Below are 453 nucleotides of genomic sequence, written 5' to 3'. Positions count from 1 at the left end.
TTCTAGAGCATCTTGATAGACTCGCGTTTCCCGCAGATCGCTTAAACTAAACATAGCTTCTATCTCCTCCCGACGACTTCGGGGTAATTTGTAAACTAAGATCGTCTCTATTAATTTTAAAACATTTTCTTGCTGTCTGGCATTCTCACATTCTAAATTAGCACGTTCAATTAATTCTCGACCTTGGGAGATCGCTTCGGTTTCATCGGCAATAATTAATTGTAAGAGTGCTAAACCAATTGTAGTGTTCTCTGTCAACTCGTTCAAATAAATTCGAGAAACTCGCCGAGAATTTAAAATTTCTGCGTATCGTTCCGTTGAACCCGTGTCAATACTTCGACGCGGATAAATAATAACACCACGCCAATTATTGTCTAATTCGGTTTTGGATAAATAGAGAAAAATCGGGTCTACCGAAGTTGTTGTGCTAAAAAGAGATAAATAGTACAGTAA

The 453-nt window shown here is 38.0% G+C and carries 1 protein-coding gene; it reads right to left on the bottom strand.

Annotated elements, in window-relative coordinates; translation table 11 throughout:
* Nucleotides 1-453 (bottom strand): DUF2887 domain-containing protein (locus AC6RV6_RS26670; protein WP_500243933.1); only part of this gene is annotated, 453 nt, incomplete at both ends.

It is taken from the genome of Spirulina sp. LEGE 11439 (genome assembly GCF_059821285.1).
This window is presented reverse-complemented; position numbering and strand designations above follow the sequence as displayed.